Source organism: Pseudomonas sp. JL3 (assembly GCF_031570575.1).
GTDB classification, from domain to species: Bacteria; Pseudomonadota; Gammaproteobacteria; order Pseudomonadales; family Pseudomonadaceae; genus Aquipseudomonas; species Aquipseudomonas cucumis.
The window spans coordinates 78754-102255 of sequence record NZ_JAKWJK010000007.1 but is presented as its reverse complement, the minus strand read 5'-3'; the positions used below and the strand labels follow the sequence as shown (position 1 = coordinate 102255).

Sequence of the window (23502 nt, the reverse complement as noted above, 5' to 3'; positions counted from 1 at the left end):
GTGGGAGCGAGCCTGCTCGCGAAGAGGGCATGTCATTCAGCATTGATGTTGTCTGACACACCGATTTCGCGAGCAAGCCCGCTCCCACAGTGATTTTCATACGGCGCAATTACTTGGTTTTCTTTGGGATCCGTACAAGCTGGGTATTGGAATAGATGTCATGCCAGCTGCGCTTCTGCTTGTCGAACAGCGACCAGAAGAACCCCAGCCCCAGGCATAGCCAGGACGCGATCGACACCACAAAGCGCAACAGCGCCTGCCACAGGCTGATGGATGAGCCATCGGCGTTTTGCACGCGGATGCCCCAGACCTGCATGCCCAGCGTCTGCCCCGACCAGGTCCAGAACTTGGCGAAGAAGCCGAACAGCACGAACAACAGCACCGTCGACAGCAGCGGATCACCGTCCAGCGCGCCGGCTTCAGTCAAGGCGCGCATTTGGCCTTCGCCGATGATCGCCATCTGAATCATCTTGTAAATGCCGCTGGTGACGATCAGCAGGGCGGTGCATAACAGAAAGTCGTAGAACATCGCTGCCAGACGACGCCCCAGGCCGACGGCGGGGAAGTCGCCCTGTGGGTAGAGCAGGTGTTTCGACATGGCAGCCTCTGAACGGAAAAGAAGCCATTTTACGGATTTACGCGCACAAAAAAGCCCCTGATATCAGTATCAGGGGCTTTTTCGTTACAGAAGATCAGGCTTCTGCTTGTACTTCGTCAGCCTGCATGCCTTTCTGGCCTTGCACAGCAACGAAAGTCACTTTCTGGCCTTCTTTCAGGCTCTTGAAGCCGTTGCCCTGAATAGCGCGGAAATGTACGAACAGATCCGGACCGCTTTCTGGAGTGATAAAACCAAAACCTTTCTCGTCGTTAAACCACTTGACGGTACCGCTCTGACGTTGGGACATTTCTTATTTCCTTTGACGCAAAAAATGAATGACAGCCTCCTTCTGGTGAAAGAGTACTGGGGCTGGTTGCAGGAGAGTAAGAAGGCGTCGAACGGGATGTAGCTAACTTGTAGGCTACTGCCCAGGTCACGATTCCAAGCGACCCATGCAAACACAGTGAACAAACTCTACGCCAACTACGGGAGAAAAAACAAGCCCTGCGAAGGCCCGTATTTCCTCGGGTTGGTCACACTAGCGCGGGCTTTTTTGACAGAGTTGTTCAGTTGTTTTCGATCGTTATAAGTAACGTTCATAAACGAAACGTACGCACTGTTTTATGGCGGCTGCGTTACAGATTAGTGCACTGTTAACGCAGTCGCGTTACTTATAGAAACAGTCAATCAACCACGGTAGTAGCGTTGTGGAACAAATGGCATTTTGCTTACAAGCAAAGGCACCTTTTTCCCACGAACAATTGCCCAAACCGGCGTATCCAGACCGATGTAAGCGCTGTCGAGGTAACCCATGGCCAAAGGACCGCCGAGGGTCGGACCGAAACCACCGCTGCACACGCTGCCGATGATTTCGCCGGCTTCGTTGACGATCTCTGCACCTTCGCGCACTGGCGTACGTTCCTGCGGAAGTAGCCCAACGCGTTTGCGGCTGACACCGGCTTGCTGTTGGGCGAACACGGTTTCAGCGCCGGGGAATCCGCCGGCCCGTGCGCCATCGGCACGGCGAGGCTTGGAGATCGCCCACAGCAGGCTCGCTTCGATTGGAGTGGTTTCGGTATTCATGTCGTGGCCGTAGAGACACAGGCCGGCTTCCAGGCGCAGGGAGTCGCGAGCTCCGAGGCCGATGGCCGCTACTTCCGGTTCGGCCAACAGGGCACGCGCCAGGGCTTCGGCATTGGCCGCTGGTACGGAGATTTCGAAACCGTCTTCACCGGTGTAGCCCGAACGGCTGACAAAGCAGTCCACGCCCAACAGCTTCACGCGGGCGAACTGCATGAAGGTCATCTTCGCAACTTCCGGCGCCAGGCGTGCGAGCACGGTGACAGCGGCCGGGCCTTGCAGAGCCAGCAACGCGCGCTCTTCGAACAGTGGCTCGATCGTGCATTGGCCGCCGATGTGCTTGCGCAGGTGCGCCAGGTCCTGGTCCTTGCAGGCCGCGTTGACCACCAGGAACAGTTCGTCGTTACCGAGGTTGGCGACCATCAGGTCGTCGAGGATGCCGCCGGTCTCGTTGGTGAACATCGCGTAGCGCTGCATGCCCACCGGCAGGTCGATGATGTCCACCGGCACCAGGGTTTCCAGGGCTTGGGCCGCGTTGGCGCCGGTCAGGCGGATCTGGCCCATGTGCGAAACATCGAACAGCCCGGCCTGATCACGGGTGTGCTGGTGTTCTTTCATCACGCCCATCGGGTATTGCACCGGCATGTCATAGCCGGCAAACGGCACCATGCGGGCGCCGAGTTCGAGGTGCAGTGCGTGCAACGGGGTTTTCAACAATTGTTCGGTGGACATATCCAGCTCCTGAAAATAGTGCAGATGCGCGCATCAGCACTCGATAATGTTGACCGCCAAACCGCCACGGGCGGTTTCCTTGTATTTGCTTTTCATGTCGGCGCCGGTCTGGCGCATGGTGCGGATGACTTTGTCGAGGGAGACGAAGTGCTGACCGTCGCCGCGCAAGGCCATGCGCACTGCATTGATGGCTTTGACCGAGCCCATGGCGTTGCGCTCGATGCAAGGCACTTGCACCAGCCCGCCAATCGGGTCGCAGGTCAGGCCGAGGTTGTGTTCCATGCCGATTTCGGCCGCGTTTTCCACCTGCTGCACCGTGCCGCCCAGCACTTCACACAAGGCGCCGGCGGCCATGGAACAGGCGACGCCCACCTCGCCCTGACAGCCGACTTCGGCACCGGAGATCGAGGCGTTTTCCTTGTACAGAATGCCGATCGCGGCAGCCGTCAGTAGAAAGCGCACGACGCCATCTTCGTTGGCGCCGGGGATGAAGCGCATGTAGTAATGCAGCACCGCCGGGATGATTCCGGCTGCACCGTTGGTGGGCGCGGTGACCACGCGTCCGCCGTTGGCGTTTTCTTCGTTGACCGCCAAGGCGTACAGGTTGACCCAGTCCAGCACCGACAGCGGATCGCGCAGCGATGATTCCGGGTTGTTGCACAATTGCCGATGCAGCGCCGCGGCCCGGCGTTTGACCTTCAGTCCACCGGGCAGGATGCCTTCGTTGCGGCAACCGGCGGTGACGCAGTCTTGCATCACTTGCCAGATCTTCAGCAAACCGGCACGAGTCTCCGCTTCCGGGCGCCAGGCACTTTCGTTGGTCAGCATCACTTGGCTGATGGACAAACCGTAGGTGGTGCAGTGACCGAGCAGGTCCTTGGCGCTTTTGAACGGGAAGGTCAGCGGTGTGGCGTCTTCGACGATGCGGTCGGCACCGGCGGCGTCTTCATCGACGACGAATCCGCCACCGACCGAGTAGTACTCACGGCTGCGGATCTGCAGGCCAGCCGCATCGAACGCGCGAAAGATCATGCCGTTGGGGTGATAGGCCAACGGTTTGCGAATCATCGCCAGGTGTTCTTTCTCGTTGAACGCAATGCTGTGTTCGCCGAGCAGGTTCAAGCGACCGTTGCCACGAATCTCTTGCAGGCGAGCGGCGACGGTTTCGGTGTCCACGGTGTCCGGGTGTTCGCCTTCCAGGCCCAGTAACACAGCCTTGTCGCTGCCGTGGCCTTTGCCGGTGGCGCCGAGCGAGCCGTAGAGCTCGACTTTGACGCAGGTGGTTGCCGCCAGCAGCCCTTCACGGCGCAGACCTTCGGCGAAACGCGCAGCGGCACGCATCGGGCCGACGGTGTGGGAGCTGGAGGGGCCGATGCCAATCTTGAACAGGTCGAACACGCTTAACGACATGGTTGTTCTCCGGTTTCTTGTTATGAGGATCGGCACAGATCGATCGTTCCCATGCTCCCGCGTGGGAATGCAGCCGTGACGCTCTGCGTCACAAAGCGGACGCGGAGCGTCCCGAGAGGCATTCCCACGCAGAGCGTGGGAACGATCATTGTTGTGCAGGTTTAAGCGTAGCTTTCGATCGACGGGCAGGCGCAGACCAGGTTGCGATCGCCGAAGACGTTGTCGACGCGACCGACCGGTGGCCAGTACTTGCCTTCGATCAGCGACGCAACCGGGTACACCGCTTGCTCGCGGCTGTACGGGTGTGTCCACTCGCCGACGATTTCCGCGGCGGTGTGCGGCGCGTTTTTCAGCGGGTTGTCGTCCTTGTCCAGCGTGCCGTTTTCCACTGCGCGGATTTCTTCGCGGATGCGGATCATGGCGTCGCAGAAGCGGTCCAGTTCTTCCTTGGATTCGCTTTCGGTCGGCTCGATCATCAACGTGCCGGCCACCGGGAAAGACATGGTCGGGGCGTGGAAGCCGAAGTCGATCAGGCGCTTGGCGACGTCATCGACACTGATGCCGCTGCTGTCTTTCAACGGACGCAGATCGAGGATGCATTCGTGCGCCACCAGACCATTGCTGCCGGTGTACAACACTGGGTAATGCTCTTCGAGGCGACGGGAAATGTAGTTGGCATTCAGGATCGCCAGTTGCGAAGCACGCTTGAGACCCGCGCCACCCATCATTCGAATGTACATCCAAGTGATCGGCAGAATGCTCGCGCTGCCGAACGGTGCCGCGCAGACCGCGCCTTCCTTGCGTTCCATCTGGGCGTGGCCCGGCAGGAATGGGGTCAGGTGCGACTTGACGCCAATCGGGCCGACGCCCGGGCCGCCACCGCCGTGTGGAATGCAGAAGGTTTTGTGCAGGTTCAGGTGGGACACGTCGCCGCCGAACTTGCCCGGTGCGCAGAGGCCGACCATGGCGTTCATGTTGGCGCCGTCGATGTAAACCTGGCCGCCATTGTCATGAATGATGCCGCAGATTTCGCGGATGCCTTCTTCGAACACACCGTGGGTCGACGGGTAAGTGATCATCAGCGCGGCGAGGTGTTCGCGGTGCTCGATGGCCTTGGCGCGCAGGTCTTCGATGTCGACGTTGCCGCGGGCATCGCACGCGGTCACGACCACACGCATGCCAGCCATGTTGGCGGTGGCCGGGTTGGTGCCGTGGGCGGACGAGGGGATCAGGCAGATGTCGCGACGGTCTTCGCCACGGCTCTGATGATAGGCGCGAATCGCCAGCAGGCCAGCGTATTCACCTTGGGAACCGGCGTTCGGTTGCAGGGAGATCGAGTCGTAGCCGGTGGCGGCGCAGAGCATCGCTTCCAGTTCATCGGTCAGCTGCTGATAGCCGGCGCTTTGCTCGGCCGGGGCGAATGGGTGCAGGGCACCGAATTCAGCCCAAGTCACCGGGATCATTTCGCTGGCGGCGTTGAGTTTCATGGTGCAGGAACCCAGCGGGATCATGGTGCGATCCAGGGCCAAGTCCTTGTCGGCGAGCTTGCGCAGGTAGCGCATCAGCTCGGTTTCCGAGTGATAACGGTTGAATACCGGGTGGCTGAGGATCGGCGATTGGCGAACCAGCGCGGCCGGGAGGGTGCTGTCGACCGTGGTGGCGAGGGCGGCGAAGTCCGGCAGCGCCTTGCCGTCGGCCAGCACGCTCCACAGGGTTTCAACGTCGGCCTGGCTGGTGGTTTCGTCGAGGGACAGACCCAGACGCTCGCTATCTACAACACGCAGGTTGATGCGCTGGGCGCGCGCCTGGTCGTGCAGCTTGGTGGTGTTAGCGCCGGTTTTAATTGTCAGCGTGTCGAAGAAGGTTTCTTGCTCGACAGTCAGACCGAGTGCGCTCAAGCCTTGGGCGAGAATCGCGGTCAGGTGATGAATGCGCTGGGCGATCTGCGTCAGGCCTTTCGGGCCGTGGTACACGGCGTACATGCTGGCGATGTTGGCCAGCAGCACTTGGGCGGTGCAGATGTTGCTGGTGGCTTTCTCGCGGCGGATATGTTGCTCGCGGGTCTGCATGGCCAGGCGCAGGGCCGGCTTGCCGAAACGGTCCACGGAAACGCCGACCAGACGGCCCGGCATGTCGCGCTTGAACGCATCGCGGGTGGAGAAGTAGGCCGCGTGCGGACCACCGAAGCCCAGCGGCACGCCGAAGCGTTGCGCGCTGCCGATGGCCACGTCGGCGCCGAACTCGCCTGGCGGGGTCAGCACGGTCAGGGCCAGCAGGTCAGCCGCGACTGCGACCAGCGCGTTAGCCGCGTGGAAACGCTCGGTCAGTTCGCGGTAGTCGAACACGTCACCGTTGCTGGCCGGGTATTGCAGCAAAGCACCGAAGAATGCGCTGACATCGGTCAGTTCGCGCTCATCGCCTACCACCACGTCGATGCCCAACGGCTCGGCACGGGTGCGCAGCACGTCGAGGGTTTGCGGGTGGCAATGTACCGAGGCGAAGAACGCGTGGCTGCCTTTGTTCTTGCTCAGGCGTTTGCAGAAGGTCATGGCTTCGGCGGCGGCGGTGGCTTCGTCCAGCAGGGAGGCGTTGGCGATCGGCAGGCCGGTCAGGTCGCTGATCAGGGTCTGGAAGTTCAGCAGCGCTTCGAGACGACCTTGGGAAATTTCTGGTTGGTACGGGGTGTAAGCGGTGTACCAGGCCGGGTTTTCCAGCAGGTTGCGCAGGATTGGCGACGGCGTGTGAGTACCGTAGTAGCCCTGACCGATGTAGGTCTTGAACAACTGGTTTTTGCCGGCGATGGATTTGATCAGCGCCAGGGCATCCGCTTCACTCAGGCCATCTTCCAGACCGAGAACGCTGGTGCCCTTGATGCTGTCGGGAATGACGCTGGCGCTCAGGGCTTCCAGCGAGTCAAAGCCCAGGCTGTTGAGCATGGCTTGCTCGTCGCCGGCACGCGGGCCGATGTGGCGCGCGATGAATTCGTTGGCGGTGCTGAGGTTTACTTGAGTCATGTCGGTTTTCCTCAGGCTTCAGCGTTGGCTTTGATCAGACGGTCGTAAGCGTCTTGATCCAGCAGTTGGCCGACAGCCGAGGCGTCGGTTGGCTGGAAGCGGAAGAACCAGCCTTCGCCCAGCGGATCTTCGTTGACCAGTTCAGGGCTGCTGTCCAGCGCCGGGTTCACTTCCAGCACTTCGCCGTCGAGTGGCATGTACACGCCGCTGGCGGCTTTTACCGATTCCACGGTGGCGGCTTCAGCGCCTTTGTCGTAGGACTGCAGCTCAGGCAGTTGTACGAAAACCACGTCGCCCAGGGCGTTCTGTGCGAAAGCAGTGATGCCGACGGTGACGGTGCCGTCAGCTTCGGTGCGCAGCCATTCGTGATCTTCAGTAAAACGCAACTCGCTCATGGAAACTCCTAAGGGGGCCAGACTCGTCTGGTGGACGCGATTGAATGCTGGGGCAATGCCCTGTTTTATGGACGCTGCTTTTTTATAGAAGCTAAGCAAAATCGCGGCCAATGTTATTTATTCTTTATAAATCAATTAGTTATTTGTTTTTGCGGAAGGCGGAGAAGGGCTGGCTGTAGCGAAATCGCTACAGCACAGACTGAAGAAAAAAGCTGAGGTGGATCAAAGCCTTGCACAGCGGTGATCAGGAGAAGATGTAGCGATATCGTTCCACTGTAGCGCTTTCAGTACAGGTGGAGGTCGTTTTTGAGTGAGTGAGTGCTCGTTCCCACGCTCCGCGTGGGAATGCCTCAATGGACGCTCTGCGTCCGCTTTGGGACGCGGAGCGTCCCGGGCTGCATTCCCACGCAGAGCGTGGGAACGATCAATACAGAAGCCTTACGGTTTGTTGGGTATGCCGTACTTACGCAACCGATGGGCAATCGCTGTGTGGGAGGTTTGCAGGCGGCTGGCCAGTTGGCGGGTCGAGGGGTAGCTGACGTAGAGCTTTTCCAGCAGGGTTTTCTCGAACTCTTCCATGGCCTGTTCAAGGCTGTCGACCTCGCTATCACTCTGGCGTGCCACGGAAGTGCCAGCGATGTCGAGGTCGCCGATGTCCACCAGACTGCTTTCGCAAATTGCAGCGGCGCGGAAGATTACGTTCTGCAATTGCCGCACGTTGCCCGGCCAGCGGTTGCCCAGCAGCGCCGGATAGGTGCCTGGGGCCAGGCGACAGACCGGGCGCTGGATCTGCGCGCAGGCCTGCTGCATGAAGTAACGCGCCAGCAGCAGAATGTCCTGGCCGCGTTCGCGCAACGGCGGCACTTCGACATTGAGGACGTTGAGGCGATAGAACAGGTCTTCGCGGAAGGCGCCTTCGCTGACCATTTTTTCCAGATCGCGGTGGGTCGCGCTGAGGATCCGCACATTGACCTTCACTTCACGATCGCCACCGACTCGGCGGAAGCTACCGTCGTTGAGAAAACGCAGCAATTTCGCCTGCAAGTACGGCGACATTTCACCGATCTCGTCGAGAAATACCGTGCCCTGGTTGGCCAGTTCCATCAGCCCCGGTTTGCCGCCCCGTTGTGCGCCGGTGAAGGCACCGGGGGCGTAGCCGAACAGCTCGCTCTCGGCAAGGTTTTCCGGCAATGCCGCGCAGTTCAAGGCCAGGAACGGCGAACTGTGGCGAGCGCTGATGGCGTGGCAGGCGCGGGCCACCAGTTCTTTACCGGTGCCGGTTTCGCCCTGGATCAGCAATGGTGCATCAAGGGCCGCCACCCGTTGAGCGCGGGCCTTGAGCGTCCGAATGGCCGGGGATTCACCGAGCAGGGCATCGAAGCCTTCGGCGTGGTCGTGGTGCAGCGCCGAGAGGCGTTCGCCGATGCGGTTCGGTTGATACAGGGTCAGCAGGGCGCCGGCGTCGGTGATCGGCGTGGCGTCCAGCAGCAGGGTCTGACCGTTGACGGTGATTTCGCGCAGCGGCAGGCGGAAGCCGTTTTCCAGCAACGCGTCGAGCAGCGCCGGGTCGGCAAACAGCTCGCTAATGCTTTCGCCGGCCGGTTCGCGGCCGTACAGGGCAATCAATGCCGGGTTGGCCAGCAGCACCTTGCCGGCGCTGTCCAGAGCCAGCACCGGGTCGGTCATGGCGGCGAGCAACGCATCGAGCTGCAAGTGACGGCGCTGGCCGGGAAGGATGTCGACCACCGTCACTGCTTGCACGCCGCGCACGCTGAACAGTGCATCGCGCAGCTCTTCGAGCACCTGCGGGCTCAAAGTCGGGGCGTCGATGTAGACGTTGGGCGGCACCATCTCCACCGCATCCAGATTGAGATTGCGCCCGCCGAGCAGAGCCAGGACTTCCTGGGTGATACCGACGCGGTCGATGAAACTGACGTGGATACGCATGGGGCGGCTGGGTTCTGGAATGCGGAGGGTGGCAAGTATGCCTTGAGGCGGGCCAATGGTGAAATCCTGCGCAGGACTTCAGGGTTACACCGAACTAATGTGGGAGCGGGCAAGTCGGATCGCCGCACCGCCGCTCCCACAGGTTCAGCATTTACCAAGGGGAGCGTTTTATTCCAAATGTTCAGGTTTGACCGGGTCGCCCGATTTCATGTTCAGCTGCACCCGCACATCTTCGAACATCTCATCGTAGTACTTGTGGATCGAACCGATGCTGCTGTATGCCTTGGGAATCCCGTACTTCTCGGCAATTTTCGTCACATTGCTGGCGAAGTTGTAGGCTTGATCCTTGGGCAGGAAGAAAGTTTCTTTCAGCTCCTTGCCTTCAATGCTGCCGTGCATCGTGAACAGCATCCCTTTGCCGTCCTTGGGATCCTGGGTAACTTCATAGTCGATGCACACGTTGTAGCTGACATCGTCCTTTGTCAGCGCGTGACGTTCGATGTGCAGATGACCCGGCTCAAACGTTGCCATTGACGTCTCTCCTTATAAATAAGTTATGCCAGGTGTCGCCGTACTGATACGCGTGCCGGCCTTGCCCTGGACGATCGCTTCGATGTCCGAGAGTGAACCGATCACCGCGGTTTTTCCAGTATGGCGGGCGAACTCGCAGGCCGCCTGGACCTTCGGTCCCATGGAGCCGGCCGCGAAGCCTAGTTTTTCCATCTCATCGGGGTGAGCCTGGGCGATGGCTTTCTGGGTGGGCTTGCCGAAGTCGATGAACGCGGCGCTGACGTCGGTGGCGATCACCAATAGATCACTTTCAAGCTGTTCGGCCAGCAGCGCTGAGCACAGGTCTTTGTCGATCACCGCTTCCACCCCCTGCAGTTTGCCGTTGGCGTCGTACATCGTCGGGATGCCCCCGCCACCGGCGCAGATCACGATGCTGCCTTTTTCCAGCAGCCACTTGATCGGGCGGATTTCGAAGATGCGTTTGGGTTTCGGGCTGGCGACCACGCGGCGGAATTTGTCGCCGTCTGGAGCAATCGCCCAACCTTTCTCGGCAGCGAGTTTTTCCGCTTCGGCCTTGGTGTAGACCGGGCCGATGGGTTTGCTTGGGGCCTGGAACGCCGGGTCGTTGGGGTCGACTTCGACCTGGGTCAGCAGGGTGGCGAACGGGACTTCGAAGTCCAGCAGGTTGCCCAGTTCCTGTTCGATGATGTAGCCAATCATGCCTTCGGTTTCGGCACCGAGCACGTCCAGCGGGTAAGGGGAAACCTGGGTGTAGGCCGCCGCTTGCAACGACAGCAGGCCCACCTGTGGACCATTGCCGTGGGCGATCACCAGTTGGTTGCCGGAATGGACCTTGGCGATCTGTTCGGTAGCGGTTCGGATGTTGGCGCGCTGGTTGTCCGCGGTCAGGGGTTCACCCCGGCGGAGCAGGGCGTTACCGCCCAGAGCAACGACGATACGCATAATGCAGATCCTTTCAGAGAGGGAACGAACAACACGATGATCGTTCCCACGCTCCCCGTGGGAATGCCGCCCGGGACGCTCTGCGTCCCATGTGACGCGGAGCGTCACCGGATGCATTCCCACGCAGAGCGTGGGAACGATCACCGCGTCAGTCTTTAGATATCCGCCAGCGCCGACACCAGGATCGCCTTGATGGTGTGCATGCGGTTTTCCGCTTGCTCGAAGGCGATGTTGGCCGGCGACTCGAAGACTTCTTCAGTCACTTCGACGCCGTTGGCCAAGTGCGGATAGCGCGCCGCGATGTCTTTGCCGACCTTGGTTTCGCTGTTGTGAAACGCCGGCAGGCAGTGCATGAATTTCACGCGCGGATTGCCCGAGGCCTTCATCATGTCGGCGTTGACCTGGTAGGGCAGCAGCTGTTCGATGCGCTCGTCCCACGCTTCCACCGGCTCACCCATCGACACCCAGATGTCGGTGTGGATGAAGTCCACGCCCTTGACCGCTTCTTTCGGGTCTTCGGTGATGGTGATGCGCGCGCCGCTTTCCTCGGCGAAGGCTTTGCACTGATCGATGAAGTCCTGATGTGGCCACAGTGCTTTCGGCGCGGCGATGCGCACGTCCATGCCGAGTTTGGCGCCGATCATCAACAGCGAATTGCCCATGTTGTAGCGGGCATCGCCCAAGTAAGCGTAGCTGATGTCGTGCAGCGGCTTGTCGCTGTGTTCACGCATGGTCAGGGTGTCGGCGATCATTTGCGTCGGGTGGAATTCGGCGGTCAAACCGTTGAACACCGGCACACCGGCGAACTTCGCCAGCTCTTCGACGATTTCCTGTTCGAAGCCGCGATACTCGATGGCGTCGAACATCCGCCCGAGCACGCGGGCGGTGTCTTTCATGCTTTCCTTGTGGCCGATCTGTGATGACACCGGGTCGATGTAGGTGACGTGAGCGCCCTGATCATGGGCCGCGACTTCGAAGGCGCACCGGGTGCGGGTCGAGGTTTTTTCGAAGATCAGCGCGATGTTTTTGCCTTGCAGGTGTGGACGCTCGGTGCCGGTGTATTTGGCGCGTTTGAGGTCACGGGACAGGTCCAGCAGGTAATTCAGCTCGCGAGTGGTGTGGTGCATCAAACTCAGCAGGCTGCGATTGCGCATATTAAAAGCCATGATTGGATCTCCTTGGGTATCGGTTATCCCCCGGGCCGCGCAGGGTAAGCGGCGGCCAGGGTTTGAAAGTTAATAGTCGATAGGGTCACGAATGATCGGGCAGGTCATGCAGTGGCCGCCGCCACGCCCGCGACCGAGTTCACTGGCGCTGATGGTGATGACTTCCACACCGGCCTTGCGCAGCAAGGTGTTGGTATAGGTGTTGCGGTCGTAGCCGATCACCACGCCGGGTTCCACCGCCACCACGTTGTTGCCGTCGTCCCATTGCTCGCGTTCGGCGGCGAAGCTGTTGCCGCCGGTTTCGACGACGCGCAGCGCTTTCAGGTTGAGGGCCTTGGCCACGGTGTCGAGGAAGCTGGTTTCTTCGCGGCGAATGTCGACACCGCCCGGTTTGCTTTCATCAGGGCGCACGCTGAAGGCGACGATCTGGTTCACCACTTCCGGGAAAATGGTCACAAGGTCGCGGTCGCAGAAGCTGAACACGGTGTCCAGGTGCATCGCTGCGCGGGACTTGGGCAGGCCGGCGACGATCACTCGTTCGACCGCTTTATTCTTGAACAGGTTGACCGCCAATTGACCGATGGCCTGGCGGGACGAGCGCTCGCCCATGCCGATCAATACCACGCCATTGCCGATCGGCATCACGTCGCCGCCCTCAAGGGTGGCGCTGCCATGGTCCTGGTCCGGATCGCCGTACCAGATCTGGAAGTCGGCGTTGGTGAATTGCGGGTGGAATTTGTAGATGGCGGTGGTCAGCAGGGTTTCCTGACGACGTGCCGGCCAATACATCGGGTTCAACGTCACGCCACCGTAGATCCAGCAGGTGGTGTCGCGGGTGAACTGGGTGTTGGGCAGTGGCGGCAGAATGAAGCTTGAGTGACCGAGATATTCGCGGAACATCTGAATGGTCTTGCCGCCGAAGCTGTCCGGCAAGTCATCGGCGGAGACGCCGCCAATCAGGAATTCAGCGATCTTGCGCGGCTCCAGGCTACGCAGCCAGGAAGCTGTTTCGTTGACCAGGCCCAGGCCCACCGAATTGGCGGTGATCTTGCGCTCCAGGATCCAGTCGAGGGCTTCAGGAATCGCAACGATGTCGGTCAGCAGGTTGTGCATTTCCAGCACGTCGACGTTGCGCTCGCGCATTTTAGTGACGAAGTCGAAATGGTCACGCTTGGCTTGAGCAACCCACAGTACATCGTCGAAAAGCAGTTCATCGCAGTTGTTCGGGGTCAGCCGCTGGTGGGCCAGGCCGGGGGAGCAAACCATGACTTTGCGCAGTTTGCCGGCTTCGGAATGGACGCCGTACTTAACTTTTTCGGTGGTCATTACAGTGATCCTCCAGATGATAAATGAGTCGGGCGTTATAGAGTCAGGAAGCCGTCATACAGCCCGTAAGCTGCCACCAGGGCGCCCACGATGACCGCTGCGAAAATCAGCTTCTCGACGTTGGTGAAAACCGGTTTGTTGACTTCAAGTTTGGCTTTGGCGAACAGGATCACGCCGGGCGCATAGAGCAGGGCGGAGAGCAGCAGGTATTTGACGCCGCCGGCATAGATCAGCCAGACCGCGTAAATCAACGCGACGGCGCCGATGAACAGGTCTTTCCTGCGCTCGGCCAAAGCGTTCTCATAACTCTCGCCGCGCACCGCCAGCAGCAGCGCGTAAGCCGCCGACCACAGGTACGGCACCAGAATCATCGAGGTGGCGAGGTAGATCAGCGACAGGTAAGTGCTGGCCGAGAACAGCGTGATGATCAGAAACAACTGGACCATGGCGTTGGTCAGCCACAAGGCGTTGACCGGTACCTGTTTGGTGTTTTCCTTGCGCAAAAACGCCGGCATGGTGTGGTCCTTGGCGGCGGCAAACATGATTTCCGCACACAGCAATACCCACGACAGCAGCGCACCGAGCAGCGAGATGATCAGGCCGACGCTGATCAGCACCGCGCCCCAATGACCGACCACGTGTTCCAGCACCGCGGCCATGGACGGGTTCTGCAGTTTTGCCAGTTCCGGTTGGGTCATGATCCCGAGCGACAGCACATTCACCAGCACCAGGAACAGCAGCACGGTGATGAACCCGATGACGGTGGCTTTACCCACGTCGCTGCGTTTTTCCGCACGGGCCGAGAAAATGCTCGCGCCTTCGATGCCGATGAACACCCACACGGTGACCAGCATCATGTTGCGCACCTGATTCATCACGCTGCCCAGGTCCGGGTTTTTCAGGCCCCAGATGTCGGCGGTGAAGATGTCCAGTTTGAACGCGAACACGGCGATCAGGACGAACAGCAGCAGCGGTACGACTTTGGCGACGGTGGTCACCAGGTTGATGAACGCTGCTTCCTTGATGCCGCGCAATACCAGGAAATGCACACCCCAGAGCAGCACCGACGCACCGATCACCGAAGCTAAAGTATTCCCCTCGCCAAAAATGGGGAAGAAATAGCCAAGCGTGCTGAACAGCAAGACGAAATAGCCGACGTTACCCAGCCAGGCACTGATCCAGTAACCCCAGGCGGACGAGAAACCCATGTAGTCGCCGAAACCGGCCTTGGCGTAGGCGTAAACACCGCCGTCCAGATCAGGTTTTCGATTGGCGAGGGTCTGGAAGACGAAGGCCAGGGTCAACATCCCTACCGCGGTAATTGCCCAACCGATAAGAACGGCTCCGACGTCGGCACTGGCGGCCATGTTCTGGGGCAAAGAGAAAATCCCGCCACCAATCATTGAGCCGACAACCAACGCAACGAGTGCACCGAGTTTCAGTTTTCCGGGGGATTCAGACATTGCATGACTCCAATGCAGGAGAAGAGAGAAAACAGGTTAGTTTCGTTCGCTGTTCAATCATCTGATTTAGATCAATGCATGATCACATTCCATTGTTAATTAAAGACTTATGAGTCTTTGGCAGGCATAAAGGCTAATGCCCGGAAAGCCCTTTCCAGAGGCCTCTGTTAAAAGTTAAAGAAAAAAGCGTATCAGTTGAGATTTAGACGCTAGTTTGTTTTCTTGCTTTGGCAAGTGTTGGGCATTGAATTTGCGGAGATATGGATTTGTTAGGGTCTTGCGACTAAGCCGCTATTTTCAAACAGGTTCGATAGCGTGGTCAGTTATAAAAATCCAGGATTGGCGTTAATTGATAAACGTTATTACGCTTTATCTATTTAGTTAAAAACCGACTATATGACGGTCTCGCGGCGATAGCGCGGCGGGGTAAATGGAGACGCACGAATGTCGCAACCGACACAAAAGCTTCGTCTGAGTGCGCTGATCGCTTTGGTGGTGGGGTCAATGATTGGCGGCGGGATTTTTTCGTTACCGCAAAACATGGCGGCGCGTGCCGATGCCGGGGCGATATTGATTGGTTGGGCGATCACTGCCGTTGGCATGCTGACCCTGGCCTTCGTCTTTCAGACCCTGGCCAATCGCAAACCCGAACTGGATTCCGGGGTGTACGCCTACGCCAAGGCCGGTTTCGGCGATTACATGGGGTTCTCGTCTGCCTGGGGTTACTGGATCAGCGCCTGGTTGGGCAATGTCGGTTATTTCGTATTGCTGTTCAGTACGCTCGGTTATTTCTTCCCGGTGTTTGGCCAGGGCAACACGCCGATCGCCATCGGTTGCGCCTCGGTGCTGCTGTGGGCCGTGCATTTTCTGGTGCTGCGCGGAATCAAGGAGGCGGCGTTCATCAATCAACTGACCACTGTGGCCAAGATCGTGCCGCTGATCATGTTCATCGTTATCGCCGCCGTGGCCTTCAAGGCGGACATCTTCACCCGCGACATCTGGGGCCGCAGCAACCCGGATTTCGGCGGCGTGATGGATCAGGTGCGCAACATGATGCTGGTCACCGTGTTCGTCTTCATCGGCATTGAAGGCGCCAGTGTGTATTCGGCGAAGGCGCAGAAGCGTTCGGACGTGGGCCGGGCGACGGTCATCGGTTTTATCGGTGTGTTGGCGCTGCTGGTGCTGGTGAACGTGTTGTCCCTTGGAATCATGAGCCAGCCGGAATTGGCCACCTTGCAGAACCCATCGCTGGCGGCGGTGCTGGAACATATCGTCGGCCCTTGGGGCGCGCTGCTGATCAGCATCGGCCTGGCTATTTCGCTGTTGGGAGCATTGCTGTCCTGGGCACTGCTCTGCGCCGAAATCCTCTTTGCCACCGCGAAAGACAAGACCATGCCGGCGTTCCTGACCAAGGAAAACGCCAATCATGTGCCGGTCAATGCGCTGTGGCTGACCAACGCGATGGTCCAGGTTTTTCTGCTGATCACGCTGTTTTCCGCCGGTACTTACACCAGCCTGATTTACCTCGCCTCATCGATGATTCTGGTGCCGTATCTGTGGTCGGCGGCGTATGCGGTGTTGTTGAGCGGGCGAGGGGAAACCTATGAGCATGCTTCGGCCGAGCGCACGAAAGACTTGCTGATCGGTGGCATTGCTCTGTGTTACGCGGTTTGGTTGTTGTATGCCGGCGGCGTGAAATACCTGCTGCTCTCGGCGTTGTTGTATGCGCCGGGGGTGATTCTGTTTGCCAAGGCTAAACGGGAACAGGGCGAGCCATTGTTTACGTCGGTGGAGAAGGGGATTTTCAGCGGTGTGGTCGCCGGGGCGGGGTTGGCGGCGTATGGGTTGTACAGCGGGTTACTGTCGTTGTGAGATTGTTGCTGACGTATCAACCGCCTTATGACTGGTCGGTGATGCTGGGTCTTTTGTGGCCGCGGCGATCAGGTTAGCCTGAAGGAGCGAGCCTGCTTGCGATAGCTATCTGATGGTCACCACCACTGCGCACGATGAGAACCCAATTCTCCGGCCGGCAGCGCCCACTGCAACGGTGTCCCGGTGATTTTCAACGGCACCTGCAACCGATGGGCCGGCCCCCAAGGTGTCTGCTCAACCAGCATCCCTTGATCGCTTTGATCCTCCGCCCGCAACGCCTCACCGGTCCCCGCGCCATTTTCAATCAGCAACTTGGCGGTCCGCGCCAACGACAACCTGGCCACCCCGCCTTGTCCCAATAATTTGATCGCCGCAGCCGCCATCAAATACCCGGTGGCGTGGTCGAGGGCCTGCACCGGCAGCGGCGTCGGTTTATTCGCTTTCTTCCAGTGCATCCCCGCTTCGGCAATCCCGCTGCTCATCTGGACCAAACTGTCGAACCCGCGACGGTTCTGCCAGGGGCCGCTCCAACCGTAGGCGTTGAGGCACACATCAATCAGGCCCGGCGCCAGTTTTTGACGCACGGCGACGCCGTAGCCCAGCCTTTCCAATGCATCGGCGCGGTAGCCGTGGAGCAAGATATCGGTGTCCTTGAGCAGGCTTTCGAACACCGCACGATCAGTCTTGTCGTGCAGATCCAGGCGCGCACAGCGTTTGCCCAAAGTAACTTCCGGCACTACGCCCGGTTCGTTCCAGGTCGGTGGGTCGATGCGCAGCACGTCGGCACCGAGCCCTGCGAGGAAGCGGCTGGCGATCGGGCCGGCAAGTACCCGTGTGAGATCCAGCACTTTGATCCCGGCCAGCGGTTGCGCCACTGAGCCTTGCCACGGTTTGGGGTTTTGGTCGTTGTCGGCGCTGAACTGAATCAACGGCTCGGCATTCACCGCCAAACCTTGGGGATGCGCTTGCCATTGCGCCCAGCTGCGCATTTCGGCCGCGCAACCACCGGCACCCACTACGGCCTGTTCCAGATCGCTTTTGGCCCATTGAGCGACCTTGCTCGCCATCGCGGCGCGGTCGGCACAGGCACCGAGGACGCTTTCAGCGGCGGCACGATGATGAGGCGCGTTGGTGTGCAGGCGGATCCAGCCGTCCTTGGTCGCATAGTCACCGGCAACCGGGTCCCACAACGGTGGAACGCTCCAGCCCACGGGGCGGATCGACGTCGCAAACCAGAACGACGCCAGGCGCCGGTCGACTTCAAGGGTAGGCAAACGGCCGGTGTGTTGTTGCAGCAATTGACTGACAGCCTGACCGGCAGCGGCAATGCTGGCGCAGGCAAGGTCGGTGACGGCAAACGCCGAGGGCAAGGCGCCGCTCGAGGTGAACGGGATTGAGGTGTGCGGCAAGCCGAGTGCGGCTTGAATGGACGTGAGTAAATCAGTCATCGAAGGCCCTCCGGAGCGAGAGCCCGAGCATAGATCAAAATACTCGCCGCCCGGGATTTGTGTCAGGAGGGTATCGCGAGTGATTCCGAGCGCATTACCCACGACCCAGCAGATAGGTCGCGTAATCCGGGATGCGGTGTTCGTGAGCCTGATCCATCAACGGGCTGCTGAGCAGGTAATCGGCGCTGCACTCGTTGCAGGCCACCGGGATGTTCCACACCGCCGCGACCCGCAGCAGCGCTTTGATGTCCGGGTCGTGGGGTTGCGGTTCGAACGGGTCCCAGAAGAACACCAGCATATCGACCCGCTGCTCGGCGATTCGCGCGCCGAGTTGCTGATCGCCGCCCAGCGGACCGCTGATCATGCTTTCCACCGGCAGGTCGAGGCGTTGTTGCAATAACAACCCCGTCGTACCGGTGGCGACCAGTTCATGTTGCGCGAGTTTGTCTTTCTGCCGCTCGGCCCAGTCCAGCAAAAATATTTTGCAGTGGTCGTGGGCAACCAGGGCGATACGCTTGCGCGCCGCCAGGGTCTTTTGCGTAAAGCTGATACCGATCATCGCTTGCTTCTCCAGACGAAAATGCGCCTGCAACGACGCATTTTCCGGCGTTTCACATACCCGTAGGGGCCGCGTTCAACGTAGAGCGAGGCGCTTACTCGGCGTTGCAGAGCGCCAGGCAGTTATCGAGCATGCGGTTGGAGAAGCCCCATTCGTTGTCGTACCAGGCCAGCACTTTGAGCAGCTTGCCGCTGGACTTGGTGTGGTTGGCGTCGAAGATCGACGACAGCGGGTTATGGTTGAAGTCGCTGGAAACCAGCGGCAGGGTGTTGTAACCGAGAATCTTCGAGTGCTGGCTGGCTTGTTTGAGCATCGCGTTGACTTCATCGGCCGACGCTTCACGCTTGAGCTGCACGGTCAGGTCCACCAGCGACACGTTGATCACCGGAACACGCACCGCCATGCCGGTCAGTTTGCCCGCCAGTTCCGGCAGCACCAGGCCCACGGCTTCAGCGGCGCCGGTCTTGCTCGGGATCATGTTCTGGGTGGCGGAACGGGCGCGGTACGGGTCGGTGTGGTAGACGTCGGTCAGGTTCTGGTCGTTGGTGTAGGCATGGATGGTGGTCATCAAACCGCTTTCAATGCCCAGCTCGCGGTGCAGCACCTGGGCCACCGGAGCCAGGCAGTTGGTGGTGCACGAGGCGTTGGAAATAATCTGGTGCGATTGGCGCAGAATGTCGTGGTTAACCCCATAAACCACAGTGGCGTCAGCGCCTTTGGCCGGGGCCGAGATAATCACTTTGCGCGCGCCGGCCGTAATATGCGCGGCGGCTTTGGCACGGTCGGTGAACAAACCGGTGCATTCGAACACGACGTCGACCTTTTCCGCAGCCCAAGGCAGTTCGGCCGGGTTGCGAATTGCGCTGACCGAAATACGGTCGCCGTTGACAGTCAGGCTTTCCTGATCGTGCTGGACATCGGCATCGAATGTGCCGTGAACGGTGTCGTACTTGAGCAGATGAGCATTCATTGAGCTGTCGCCCAGGTCGTTGATCGCTACGATCTGCAGATCCTGACGATAACCTTGGGTATACAGTGCGCGCAGGACATTACGGCCGATACGGCCAAAACCATTGATTGCGATTCGAAGAGTCATTGATAGCGCCGCCGTCGTTTTGTTGTTGGAATTACAAGATTATTCGCAAAAAAATAGAAAACAAGCCTTTTTAGTGGCAATATTTTGTTTTATCTACAACGAGTGACCTGAATCAACTGGTCCGAATGATCAAGAAACCGTCTGTCATCCCAATCACAGCGGTGCTTGATCAGCATAGACAATCAGGTCGCCACATCCGTTAGCCTGGAGTTCTACACATGCATCCCCGCGTCCTTGAGGTCACCGAACGGCTTATCGCCCGCAGCCGCACCACGCGTGAGGCTTACCTTGCATTGATCCGCGGCGCCGCCAGCGACGGCCCGATGCGCGGCAAGCTGCAATGCGCCAACTTCGCCCATGGCGTGGCCGGGTGTGGCAGCGACGACAAGCACAGCCTGCGGATGATGAACTCCGCCAACATCGCAATTGTTTCGTCATATAACGACATGCTCTCGGCGCACCAGCCGTACGAAGTCTTCCCGGAACAGATCAAAAAAGCCCTGCGCGAAATCGGCTCCGTCGGCCAGTTTGCCGGCGGCACCCCCGCGATGTGCGATGGCGTGACCCAGGGCGAGCCGGGCATGGAACTGAGCCTGCCGAGCCGCGAAGTGATCGCACTGTCCACCGCTGTTGCGCTGTCCCACAACATGTTCGATGGCGCGCTGATGCTCGGCATCTGCGACAAGATCGTGCCGGGCCTGATGATGGGCGCGTTGCGTTTCGGTCATCTGCCAACGATTTTCGTGCCGGGCGGGCCGATGGTTTCGGGCATTTCCAACAAGCAGAAAGCCGATGTGCGTCAGCGCTACGCCGAAGGCAAGGCGACGCGTGAAGAGCTACTGGAATCGGAGATGAAGTCCTATCACAGCCCTGGCACCTGCACCTTCTACGGCACCGCCAACACCAACCAGTTGCTGATGGAAGTCATGGGCCTGCACTTGCCGGGCGCCTCTTTCGTCAACCCGAATACCCCGTTGCGCGATGCCCTGACTCGCGAAGCGGCGCACCAGGTCACCCGCTTGACCAAGCAGAACGGCGACTTCATGCCGATCGGCGAAATCGTCGACGAGCGTTCGCTGGTCAACTCCATCGTGGCCCTGCACGCCACCGGCGGTTCGACCAACCACACCCTGCACATGCCGGCGATCGCCATGGCCGCGGGCATCCAGTTGACCTGGCAGGACATGGCCGACCTCTCTGAGGTGGTGCCGACCCTGAGTCATGTGTACCCGAACGGCAAAGCCGACATCAACCACTTCCAGGCGGCGGGCGGCATGTCGTTCCTGATTCGCGAATTGCTGGAAGCCGGCCTGCTTCACGAAAACGTCAACACCGTGCTCGGCCACGGCCTGAGCCGCTACACCATGGAACCATTTCTCGAAAACGGCGAACTGGTCTGGCGCGAAGGCCCGATCGAAAGCCTCGACGAAACCATCCTGCGCCCGGTCGCTCGCGCATTCTCGGCGGAGGGTGGCTTGCGCGTGATGGAAGGCAACCTCGGCCGTGGTGTGATGAAAGTATCCGCCGTCGCTTTGGAAAACCAGGTCGTCGAAGCACCGGCCATGGTGTTCCAGGATCAGCAGGATCTGGCCGATGCCTTCAAGGCCGGTTTGCTCGAGAAGGATTTCGTTGCGGTGATGCGCTTCCAGGGCCCGCGTTCCAACGGCATGCCGGAACTGCACAAGATGACGCCGTTCCTCGGCGTGCTGCAGGATCGCGGCTTCAAAGTCGCGTTGGTGACTGACGGGCGCATGTCCGGCGCCTCGGGGAAAATCCCGGCGGCGATCCACGTCAGCCCCGAAGCTTATGTGGGCGGCGCTTTGGCGCGAGTGCAAGAGGGCGATATCATCCGCGTTGATGGCGTCAAAGGCACTCTGGAGCTTAAGGTGGACGCCGAAGAATTCGCAGCGCGCGAGCCAGCCAAAGGTTTGTTGGGCAACAACATTGGCAGCGGTCGCGAACTGTTTGGTTTCATGCGCATGGCCTTCAGCTCCGCAGAGCAAGGCGCCAGCGCCTTTACTTCTGCCCTGGAGACGCTTAATTGAAACTGGCTCTGGTCGGTGACATCGGTGGCACCAACGCACGTTTCGCGTTGTGGAAAAACCAGCAGCTGGAATCGGTCCAGGTGCTGGCGACGGCAGACCACGCCAGCCCGGAGGAGGCGATTGCGCTCTACCTGAGCGGGCTCGGTCTGGCGCCGGGGTCGATCGGTTCGGTGTGCCTGTCGGTGGCAGGCCCCGTGAGCGGTGATGAATTCAAGTTCACCAACAATCACTGGCGGCTCAGTCGCAAGGGTTTCTGCAAGGCCTTGCAGGTGGATCGACTGCTGTTGATCAACGATTTTTCGGCAATGGCGCTGGGCATGACCCGCTTGCAGCCGGGCGAGTTCCGGGTGGTCTGCGAAGGCACGCCGGAACCGTTGCGGCCGGCGGTGGTGATCGGTCCGGGCACTGGCCTGGGCGTGGGCACGTTGCTCGATCTGGGCGGGGGGCGTTTTGCTCCGTTGCCGGGGGAGGGCGGTCACGTCGATCTGCCGCTCAGCAGTCCACGGGAAACCCAACTGTGGCAACACATCTACAACGAGATCGGTCATGTCAGCGCTGAAACCGCGTTAAGCGGCAGTGGTTTGCCGCGAGTCTACCGGGCGATCTGCGCGGTGGACGGTCACACGCCTGTGCTCGACACGCCTGAGGCGATCACAAAGGCCGGGCTGGCGGGCGATCCGATTGCCATGGAAGTGCTCGAACAGTTCTGCTGCTGGCTCGGTCGCGTGGCCGGCAACAACGTGCTGACCACGGGGGCGCGCGGTGGCGTTTACATCGTTGGCGGAGTGATTCCGCGGTTTGCCGATTTCTTCATCAACAGCGGTTTCGCCCGTTGCTTCGCCGACAAGGGTTGCATGAGCGATTACTTCAAAGGCATTCCGGTGTGGCTGGTGACGGCGCCGTATTCCGGCCTCGTTGGCGCGGGTGTGGCGCTCGATCAGGCTTGAAACCGTATGATCGTTCCCACGCTCTGCGTGGGAATGCTTCAAGGGACGCTCCGCGTCCAGTGACGCGGAGCGTCACGGGCTGCATTCCCACGCAGAGCGTGGGAACGATCGACACACTATAGATCCACGATCGATCAGGCATAATCCTCCCCAACACCAACAACAAGGATGCCGCCCTGTGAGCTCAGTCAACAAGTCGATTTTGTTGGTCGATGACGATCAAGAGATACGCGAGTTGCTGGACACCTACCTGACCCGCGCCGGTTTCCAGGTCCGCACCACGCCTGACGGTGCAGGCTTTCGTCAGGCCCTGAACGAGGCGCCGAGCGATCTGGTGATTCTCGATGTGATGCTGCCGGACGAAGACGGTTTCAGCCTCTGCCGCTGGATCCGCCAGCACCCGCGCCAAGCCCATGTGCCGATCATCATGCTCACCGCCAGCTCCGACGAGGCCGACCGCGTCATCGGCCTCGAACTGGGCGCAGACGACTACCTCGGCAAACCCTTCAGCCCCCGTGAATTGCAGGCGCGCATCAAAGCCTTGTTGCGCCGTGCGCAGTTCGGTCAGGAGCGTTCCGGCAGCGAAGTGTTGGCTTTCGACGACTGGCGGCTGGACATGGTCAGCCATCGACTGTTCCACATCGACGGCGAAGAAGTGATTCTCTCGGGCGCCGATTTTGCGTTGCTGAAACTGTTCCTCGATCACCCTCAGGAAATCCTCGACCGCGACACCATCGGCAACGCCACCCGTGGCCGTGACCTGATGCCGCTCGATCGCATCGTCGACATGGCGGTCAGCCGTTTGCGGCAGCGCCTGCGCGACACCGAAAAACCTCCCCGGCTGATCCGTACCGTGCGCGGCAGTGGCTACCAACTGGCAGCGAACGTGGTTGCCAGCAATGGTCACTGATTTTCTGCGCAAACTCGCCGG

At 60.0% G+C, this 23502-nt stretch carries 19 protein-coding genes; 4 read left to right on the top strand and 15 right to left on the bottom strand.

Annotated features, from left to right (window positions below):
• Positions 1 to 109 precede the first annotated feature (109 nt).
• From MMG91_RS14640 to arcD (MMG91_RS14585), 12 genes are all read right to left on the bottom strand, one after another.
• Complete coding sequence (locus tag MMG91_RS14640; protein WP_007903319.1) at positions 110 to 598, bottom strand: RDD family protein; 489 nt, start codon at positions 596 to 598, stop codon at positions 110 to 112.
• A 94-nt stretch (positions 599 to 692) separates the two neighbouring features.
• Positions 693 to 905: a cold-shock protein gene (locus MMG91_RS14635; RefSeq protein WP_003175786.1), complete on the bottom strand. Its 213-nt coding sequence runs from the start codon at positions 903 to 905 to the stop codon at positions 693 to 695.
• 380 nt (positions 906 to 1285) lie between these two features.
• A complete protein-coding gene (gene gcvT / locus MMG91_RS14630; RefSeq protein WP_310659992.1) occupies positions 1286 to 2410 on the bottom strand; it encodes a glycine cleavage system aminomethyltransferase GcvT in 1125 nt (374 codons plus the stop codon).
• Between the two features lie 33 nt (positions 2411 to 2443).
• Positions 2444 to 3820 (bottom strand): L-serine ammonia-lyase, encoded by a 1377-nt coding sequence (locus MMG91_RS14625; protein WP_305446605.1) that lies wholly within the window; start codon positions 3818 to 3820, stop codon positions 2444 to 2446.
• 161 nt (positions 3821 to 3981) lie between these two features.
• Positions 3982 to 6834 carry an aminomethyl-transferring glycine dehydrogenase gene (gcvP, locus tag MMG91_RS14620; RefSeq protein WP_310659991.1) on the bottom strand — a complete coding sequence of 951 codons (2853 nt, stop codon included), beginning with the start codon at positions 6832 to 6834 and terminating at the stop codon, positions 3982 to 3984.
• Positions 6835 to 6845: 11 nt separating this feature from the next.
• On the bottom strand, positions 6846 to 7229 hold the full coding sequence (gcvH, locus tag MMG91_RS14615; RefSeq protein ID WP_008005432.1) for a glycine cleavage system protein GcvH: 384 nt from the start codon (positions 7227 to 7229) through the stop codon (positions 6846 to 6848).
• 438 nt (positions 7230 to 7667) lie between these two features.
• Complete coding sequence (locus tag MMG91_RS14610) at positions 7668 to 9176, bottom strand: sigma-54-dependent transcriptional regulator (RefSeq protein ID WP_310659990.1); 1509 nt, start codon at positions 9174 to 9176, stop codon at positions 7668 to 7670.
• Positions 9177 to 9344: 168 nt separating this feature from the next.
• Positions 9345 to 9707 (bottom strand): DUF5064 family protein, encoded by a 363-nt coding sequence (locus MMG91_RS14605; protein WP_310659989.1) that lies wholly within the window; start codon positions 9705 to 9707, stop codon positions 9345 to 9347.
• 12 nt (positions 9708 to 9719) lie between these two features.
• Positions 9720 to 10649: a carbamate kinase gene (arcC, locus tag MMG91_RS14600; protein ID WP_310659988.1), complete on the bottom strand. Its 930-nt coding sequence runs from the start codon at positions 10647 to 10649 to the stop codon at positions 9720 to 9722.
• 155 nt (positions 10650 to 10804) lie between these two features.
• Complete coding sequence (locus tag MMG91_RS14595; protein WP_008005440.1) at positions 10805 to 11815, bottom strand: ornithine carbamoyltransferase; 1011 nt, start codon at positions 11813 to 11815, stop codon at positions 10805 to 10807.
• Positions 11816 to 11884: 69 nt separating this feature from the next.
• Positions 11885 to 13141: an arginine deiminase gene (arcA, locus tag MMG91_RS14590; RefSeq protein WP_305446599.1), complete on the bottom strand. Its 1257-nt coding sequence runs from the start codon at positions 13139 to 13141 to the stop codon at positions 11885 to 11887.
• Between the two features lie 35 nt (positions 13142 to 13176).
• Positions 13177 to 14604 carry an arginine-ornithine antiporter gene (arcD, locus tag MMG91_RS14585; protein WP_305446598.1) on the bottom strand — a complete coding sequence of 476 codons (1428 nt, stop codon included), beginning with the start codon at positions 14602 to 14604 and terminating at the stop codon, positions 13177 to 13179.
• 444 nt (positions 14605 to 15048) lie between these two features.
• Between arcD (MMG91_RS14585) and arcD (MMG91_RS14580) the strand changes: the two genes are divergently transcribed.
• Complete coding sequence (arcD, locus tag MMG91_RS14580) at positions 15049 to 16476, top strand: arginine-ornithine antiporter (protein ID WP_310659987.1); 1428 nt, start codon at positions 15049 to 15051, stop codon at positions 16474 to 16476.
• Between the two features lie 116 nt (positions 16477 to 16592).
• Here arcD (MMG91_RS14580) and MMG91_RS14575 read toward each other — a convergent pair whose 3' ends face one another.
• From MMG91_RS14575 to gap, 3 genes are all read right to left on the bottom strand, one after another.
• A complete protein-coding gene (locus MMG91_RS14575) occupies positions 16593 to 17924 on the bottom strand; it encodes a CoA transferase (RefSeq protein WP_310659986.1) in 1332 nt (443 codons plus the stop codon).
• A gap of 94 nt (positions 17925 to 18018) precedes the next feature.
• Positions 18019 to 18483 (bottom strand): methylglyoxal synthase, encoded by a 465-nt coding sequence (locus MMG91_RS14570; RefSeq protein ID WP_305449843.1) that lies wholly within the window; start codon positions 18481 to 18483, stop codon positions 18019 to 18021.
• Between the two features lie 94 nt (positions 18484 to 18577).
• Entirely contained in the window at positions 18578 to 19579 is a 1002-nt protein-coding gene (gene gap / locus MMG91_RS14565) for a type I glyceraldehyde-3-phosphate dehydrogenase (protein ID WP_008013978.1), read from the bottom strand.
• A gap of 218 nt (positions 19580 to 19797) precedes the next feature.
• Here gap and edd point away from each other — a divergent pair, with 218 nt between their 5' ends.
• The 3 genes from edd to MMG91_RS14550 all read left to right on the top strand — a co-directional run bounded on the left by edd (position 19798) and on the right by MMG91_RS14550 (position 23481).
• Positions 19798 to 21624 carry a phosphogluconate dehydratase gene (edd, locus tag MMG91_RS14560; protein WP_305446595.1) on the top strand — a complete coding sequence of 609 codons (1827 nt, stop codon included), beginning with the start codon at positions 19798 to 19800 and terminating at the stop codon, positions 21622 to 21624.
• Positions 21621 to 22571 (top strand): glucokinase, encoded by a 951-nt coding sequence (locus tag MMG91_RS14555; protein ID WP_310659985.1) that lies wholly within the window; start codon positions 21621 to 21623, stop codon positions 22569 to 22571. The genes edd and MMG91_RS14555 overlap by 4 nt, the downstream gene beginning before the upstream one ends.
• A 178-nt stretch (positions 22572 to 22749) precedes the next feature.
• Positions 22750 to 23481, top strand: a complete 732-nt coding sequence (locus tag MMG91_RS14550) for a response regulator (RefSeq protein WP_008006907.1) — start codon at positions 22750 to 22752, stop codon at positions 23479 to 23481.
• Positions 23482 to 23502 lie beyond the last annotated feature (21 nt).